This is a genomic window from Streptomyces yerevanensis (assembly GCF_000716805.1).
Taxonomy (GTDB): Bacteria; Actinomycetota; Actinomycetes; order Streptomycetales; family Streptomycetaceae; genus Streptomyces; species Streptomyces flaveus.
The window spans coordinates 91,471-97,687 of sequence record NZ_JNWJ01000032.1; the positions used below are offsets into that span (position 1 = coordinate 91,471).

Annotated in this window: 6 protein-coding genes and 2 pseudogenes; 5 read left to right on the forward strand and 3 right to left on the reverse strand. The window is 71.8% G+C overall.

What is annotated here, in order from left to right; translation table 11 throughout:
* From OP79_RS29845 to OP79_RS29860, 4 genes and pseudogenes are all read left to right on the forward strand, one after another.
* Positions 1-1,116, forward strand: coding sequence for an energy-coupling factor transporter transmembrane component T (locus OP79_RS29845; protein WP_033324555.1), 1,116 nt, complete (start codon positions 1-3; stop codon positions 1,114-1,116).
* A complete protein-coding gene (locus OP79_RS29850) occupies positions 1,113-2,867 on the forward strand; it encodes an ABC transporter ATP-binding protein (RefSeq protein WP_078492095.1) in 1,755 nt (584 codons plus the stop codon). The genes OP79_RS29845 and OP79_RS29850 overlap by 4 nt, the downstream gene beginning before the upstream one ends.
* The gene (locus OP79_RS29855; protein WP_033324557.1) at positions 2,864-3,715 is read left to right on the forward strand and encodes an ECF transporter S component; all 852 of its coding nucleotides are present in this window, start codon (positions 2,864-2,866) and stop codon (positions 3,713-3,715) included. Before OP79_RS29850 ends, OP79_RS29855 begins: the two co-directional genes overlap by 4 nt.
* Positions 3,716-3,734: 19 nt before the next feature.
* Positions 3,735-3,818, forward strand: a pseudogene (locus OP79_RS29860) (type II toxin-antitoxin system Phd/YefM family antitoxin); the annotation flags it as partial.
* A gap of 68 nt (positions 3,819-3,886) precedes the next feature.
* Here the strand turns inward: OP79_RS29860 and OP79_RS57270 are convergent.
* Positions 3,887-3,976, reverse strand: a pseudogene (locus tag OP79_RS57270) (IS5/IS1182 family transposase); the annotation flags it as partial.
* 185 nt (positions 3,977-4,161) lie between these two features.
* Here OP79_RS57270 and OP79_RS29865 point away from each other — a divergent pair.
* Entirely contained in the window at positions 4,162-4,413 is a 252-nt protein-coding gene (locus OP79_RS29865; protein ID WP_033324560.1) for a hypothetical protein, read from the forward strand.
* A gap of 13 nt (positions 4,414-4,426) precedes the next feature.
* Here the strand turns inward: OP79_RS29865 and OP79_RS29870 are convergent, their stop codons facing one another.
* Complete coding sequence (locus tag OP79_RS29870) at positions 4,427-5,365, reverse strand: glutamate ABC transporter substrate-binding protein (RefSeq protein ID WP_245685498.1); 939 nt, start codon at positions 5,363-5,365, stop codon at positions 4,427-4,429.
* Positions 5,366-5,796: 431 nt separating this feature from the next.
* Positions 5,797-6,217, reverse strand: a 421-nt coding sequence (locus tag OP79_RS29875) for an LLM class flavin-dependent oxidoreductase (protein WP_033324561.1), incomplete at its 5' end; no start/stop codon positions are given.

The window sequence follows — 6,217 nt, forward strand, 5'->3', positions numbered from 1 at the left end:
ATGAGCGAGGTCAGCCGTCCCGCCGCACCGGGTGCGCAGGCAAGCAGGGCCCAACGACGGAACGCCCTGCACCCGGGCGCCTGGTGGCTCTGGTCCCTGGGCCTGGCCACCGCCGCCTCCCGCACCACGAACCCCCTCCTCCTCGGCCTCCTCATAGCGGTGACGGGCTACGTCATAGCCACCCACCGCACGCAATCCCCCTGGTCCCGCTCCTACACCGCCTTCGTCAAACTCGCCCTCGCCGTACTCGCCATCCGCCTCGTCTTCGCCGTCTTCCTCGGCTCCCCCATCCCCGGCACCCACACCCTCGTCACCCTCCCCGAACTCCCGCTCCCCGACTGGGCGCAGGGCATCCGCATCGGCGGCCGGGTCACCGCCGAGGGCCTGGTCTTCGCGCTGTACGACGGCCTGAAACTGGCCACGCTCCTCATCTGCGTGGGCGCCGCGAACGCCCTCGCCAACCCCGCCCGCCTCCTCAAGTCCCTCCCGGGCGCCTTGTACGAGGCGGGAGTCGCCGTGGTCGTCGCGCTCACCTTCGCCCCGAACCTGATCGCGGACGTACAGCGCCTACGCGCCGCACGCCGTCTGCGCGGACGGCCCGACAAGGGGATACGCGGACTGCTCCAGGTCGGACTCCCGGTCCTGGAGGGCGCGTTGGAGCGTTCGGTCGCGCTCGCGGCGGCGATGGACGCGCGCGGTTACGGCCGCAGCGCCGAGGTGGCGCCCGCCGTCCGCCGCACCACCGCCGTACTCACCCTCGGCGGCCTGGTCGGCGTCTGCGCGGGAACGTACGGCCTGCTCACCGCCGAAGGCGGCACGTACGGCCTGCCCGTGCTGCTCGCCGGACTCGGCGCGGCCCTCGCGGGGCTCTGGCTCGGCGGCCGACGCTCGCTGCGTACCCGGTACCGGCCGGACGTGTGGGGCGTACGGGCGTGGCTGGTCGCCGCGTCCGGCGCGGGGGTCGCGGCGCTGCTGATCCTGTACGCCGCGTACGACTCCGCCGCCCTGCACCCCGGCGTCGTGCCCCTGACGTCCCCCACCCTCCCCCTCTGGCCGGCCGCCGCGATCCTGCTCGGCCTCGCCCCGTCCTTCATCGCCCCCAAGGAGCCGTCGTGATCCGCTTCGAGGATGTCTCCGTGACGTACGACGGGGCGACCGAGCCGACCGTACGAGGTCTTGAACTCGCCGTCCCCGAGGGCGAGTTGGTGCTGCTGGTCGGGCCGTCCGGAGTCGGTAAGTCGACGATCCTCGGAGCGGTGAGCGGGCTGGTCCCGCACTTCACGGGCGGCACCCTGCGCGGACGCGTCACGGTGGCCGGCCGGGACACCCGTACGCACAAGCCGCGCGAACTCGCCGACGTCGTCGGCACGGTGGGCCAGGACCCGCTCGCGCACTTCGTGACGGACACGGTCGAGGACGAACTCGCGTACGGGATGGAGTCGTTGGGCCTCGCGCCGGACGTGATGCGCCGCCGTGTCGAGGAGACCCTGGACCTGCTGGGCCTCGCGGACCTCCGCGACCGCCCGATCGCCACCCTCTCCGGCGGCCAGCAGCAGCGGGTCGCGATCGGCTCGGTCCTCACCCCGCACCCCAGAGTCCTGGTCCTCGACGAGCCGACCTCGGCGCTCGACCCGGCCGCCGCGGAGGAGGTACTCGCCGTCCTGCAACGCCTCGTCCACGACCTCGGCACCACGGTCCTGATGGCCGAACACCGCCTGGAACGCGTCATCCAGTACGCCGACCAGGTCGCCCTCCTCCCGGCCCCGGGCGCCCCGCTCGTGCTAGGGCCTCCGTCCGAGGTGATGGCCGTCTCCCCGGTGTACCCGCCGGTCGTCGCCCTGGGCCGCCTCGCCGGATGGTCACCGCTGCCGCTGACGGTGCGCGACGCACGCCGGAGGGCGGGGACGCTGCGGGAACGGCTGGAGGGGATGAAGGGGGTGGCGTACGAGGACGAGTCCGCGGAGGTGACTGCGCCCGCATCCCGCCCCGTACCACCCCGCTCCCGCCTCTTCCGCAAGCGCGACACACCAACTGCCCCGGCAGGAACCGCAGTTGCCGCGGTCGACCACCTCACCGTCCGCCGAGGCCGCATCGAAGCGCTCCACGACGTCACCCTGACCGTCTCCCCCGGCGAGACCATCGCCCTCATGGGCCGCAACGGAGCCGGAAAGTCCACGCTGCTCAGCGCACTCGTCGGGCTGGTCGAGCCGGCGTCGGGCTCCGTACGGGTCGGTGGCGTCGTACCGCACCGGACGGCACCCCGTGAACTCGTCCGCCGCGTCGGCCTCGTACCGCAGGAGCCTCGCGACCTGCTGTACGCGGACACGGTGGCCGCCGAGTGCACGGCCGCGGACCGGGACGCGGACGCGGACGCGGACGCGGAACCGGGCACCTGCCGCGCCCTCGTCTCCGAACTGCTCCCCGGAATCGCGGACGACACCCACCCCCGCGACCTCTCCGAGGGCCAACGACTCACCCTGGCCCTGGCCCTCATCCTCACGGCCCGCCCCCCACTCCTCCTCCTGGACGAGCCGACCCGCGGCCTCGACTACGCGGCCAAGTCGCGCCTGGTCACGGTCCTACGGGACCTGGCGACCGCGGGCCACGCCATCATCCTGGCCACCCATGACGTGGAACTGGCCGCCGAACTCGCCCACCGGGTGGTGATCCTGGCCGACGGCGAACCGGTGGCCGACGGCCCCACCGCCGAGGTCGTCATGGCGTCCCCGTCCTTCGCTCCGCAGGTGGCGAAGATCCTGGCCCCGCAGAGGTGGCTGACGGTCTCTCAAGTACGCGCTGCTGTGGGCGCAACGGAGCGGGAGCCGGAAGGCCGGGCGACGACGGCAGACCGGGAGGCGGAGGCGTGACCCCCCAGACTGCCCCTCCGGCGACCCCCCAGGCCCGCGCCATCCGTCTCGGCCCCCGCTCCGTCGCCGCCCTCGCGCTCGTCAGCGTCATCGGCCTCGCGGCCTTCACCTGGCCCCTCTTCTCCGGGCCGACGTCCCAGGTCAGCGCCCATGCGCAGGATGCGCCCTGGTTGTTCGCTGGGCTGCTGGTGCTGCTGGTCGGGGTGGTGGGCGCGGCGGTCTCGGAGTCGGGGATCGGGGCGAAGGCCGTGGCCATGCTCGGGGTGCTGGCGGCGACGGGGGCGGCGTTGCGGCCGATCGGGGCCGGGACGGCCGGGATCGAGCCGATGTTCTTCCTGATGGTGCTGAGCGGCAGGGTGCTGGGCCCCGGCTTCGGATTCGTACTCGGAGCGGTCACGATGTTCGCGTCCGCGCTGCTGACCGGCGGGGTCGGACCGTGGATGCCGTTCCAGATGCTCAGCATGGGCTGGTTCGCGATGGGCGCGGGCCTGCTCCCGGGTCCCGACCGGCTACGCGGCCGTGCGGAGTTGGCGGTGCTCGCCACGTACGGCTTCGTCGCGGCCTTCGCGTACGGCACTCTCATGAACCTGGCCGGCTGGCCCTTCATGAACGCGCTGACGTCGAGCGTCGCCTTCAACCCGGACGCGGACGTCACCACCAACCTGGCCCGTTTCCTCGCGTACTGCCTGGCCACCTCCCTCGGCTGGGACCTCGGCCGAGCAGCCATCACGGTCGCCCTGACCCTCACCCTGGGCCCAACCATCCTCAAGGCCCTACGCCGAGCCACCCGCCGGGCGGCTTTCGAGACACCGGTGACGTTCGAGCTCCCGCACACCCAGCAGAGCTGAAACTAGGATGAGGGCCATGGCCATCCTCATGTCCGCCGAGGACTACGACGCCTGGCAAGAGACGATCTACCTCCTCCGATCGTCGGCCAACGCCCGCCGTCTCAGAGGACGGTACGTGAGTTGATATCCGTTTCGCCCTTTCGGAAGGGGTGAGCGGCGGCCCGGGCGGCTGCGTGCGGCCTTCCACGCGGTGATCACCGGCTTGATCAGCGACCACTGCTCGTCGGACAGGTCGGTCTTGTAGGGCTTGCGCTCGCTCACGGTGTTCAGCCCAGCGCGCCCGAGCCCGCCGACCGCCGGGATGCCGCAGTCCCATACGTTGAATCGGCATCGACCCGGAGCCGACGCTGATCCAGACCAAGGGTGAAGGCGGCTGGGAACTGCGCATCACCCCTCTCGATGAACTGCGCACCTTCGACCGGGAAATCAGCGGCACCTTCGGGGAGGTGGTCCGCTACACCGGGCCTGCCGCCACAGCCCGGGCCAACACCCGGTCGTGGGCCGGGTGGGAAGGCGCGGCCCGCTTCGTCGCGCTCACACCCGATCCCTCCGAGCGGCGCTTGGTCTACGCCCCGGGTGGCCCGAAGGCCCGCTTCCGGCACAAAAACCTGGAGCTGCTGCCCGGAATACTGGTGACGGCCGACGCCCCCGACGACGGATCCGGCTGGCGGATCTGGATCCCCGGCGCGGGCTCGTGAAGCCATGGCGGTGTCACGGCAGGTAGCGGGGTGCGGGCGGGTAGAAGTCGCCGTATTCGCCCAACCACTGTTCGTGCAGGGCACGGAGTCCGCCCGAGGTGCGCAGCTGGGCGAGGACTCCGTTGACGAAGCCGACGAGTTCCGGTGCGTCCTTCGCTACGGCGAGGCCGTGCGGCTCGTAGGTGAACCGGGGTCCGGTGATGCGGGTGGCGGGATCCTGGGCGCTCAGCCCGGCGAGGACGTTGTCGGTGGTCGACACGGCGGCCACGTCGCCCAGTTGGAGAAGGACCAGGCAGTCGGTCCAGTCGGCGACCACAACCGGCCGCACCTTCGGTCGGGCCCGGCGTAGCGCGTCCAGTGAGGTGGTGCCCTGGGCCGTGCACACGTCCTGCCCGGCGAGGTCGGCCAGGGTCTTGGCGGGGGAGGCGTCGGGGACGAGGACACGCTGGCCGGAGTCGAGGTAGTCGCTGCTGAACAGCACCCGTTCCATGCGCTCGCAGGTGATGGTCATCGAGTGGGCGACCAGGTCGACTTCGCCGCGCTCCAACACCTCGATGCGCCGCCGGGACGGCACGGTCTTGAACTGCACCCGGTCCGGCCGTCCGAACAGGGACTTGGAGATCTCCCGCACCAAGTCGATGTCGAGTCCGTCCAACTGCCCGGTGGTGGGATCGCGGTAGCCGAAGAGGAACGTGTTCTGGTCCACGCCCACGATCAGTCGTCCGCGTGCGACGATCCGTTCCATCGCCGTACCGCTCGGCATCCGACCGCCTGGCTCCGGCATCCGGGCCGGCGGCTTCAGCGATCGCAGTGGGTCACAGTTCTCGGCCTTGGCCCGCGTGACCACGGACGCGGTGTCGGCGGGCTTGTCCGCCCCGACGGGCGAGTGGTGGACCGGGGGGCGTACGTCCGCGGAAGACGCCGTCAGCGCCAGGGCGACCAGCGGCGCCATGACCACAAGCAGTACGCGCAGACGGAACGGGGCCCGGCCGGGCGTCCCTTGTCCAGGTGTGTGCCTCCAGCGCCCGCTGTCTCCCACGCACTGCCCCCTGCTGGAGTGGTGTGACGCGGGCTCTGCCCGCAGACTTGTTCCAGGGTGAGGTGTGAAGGGGCTTCTCCGCCACCATTCTTGCCCATCAACTCGTAGACCTCGTCATCACCGGTTACTGAACCCCTGCCCCTGCCCTCGGTGCATCCGATCGTCGAACGGCCCTGAAGGCACGGTGGCATCGCGGTCGCCGGCCGGCCCGGTCCCGCGTCCTGGACGAGCCGACCCGCGGCCTCGACTACGCGGCCAAGTCCCGCCTGGTCACGGTCCTACGGGACCTGGCGACCGCGGGCCCGTCAGGAGCATCGCTGTGATGCCCCGACCACTGGTGACGGTCAGTCGTTTCCCGAAGTCCGCCACCGGGGAAGAACGTCCGCGGCGATCCGGTCGACCACCGACCGCGGCGCGGAGAAGGGACCCTGCGCACGCGGCCACGGGGCGACCCCGGGCACCGAACGAGCGTCGACGGCGGAGTAGTAGTCACCCCGGAAGGAGACATGGTCCTCGCGCAGGAGCCGATCGAGCAGCTCGACGAACTCGTCGAACCTGCGCACCCGGCTCTTCGGCGCTCCCGCCCCGAAAACGTCGACGTCGTACCCGCCCGTCGCGCCGGCGCCGACGCCGAGAGTGAGACGCCCTTCGCTGATCTCGTCGAGGCCGGTCAGGTCGCGGGAGAAGGCCACCGGGTGGCGGAAGTTCGGGCTGGCCACCAGCGTGCCGATCTCCAGCCGCGACGTGACCAGTGCGGCGAGGGTC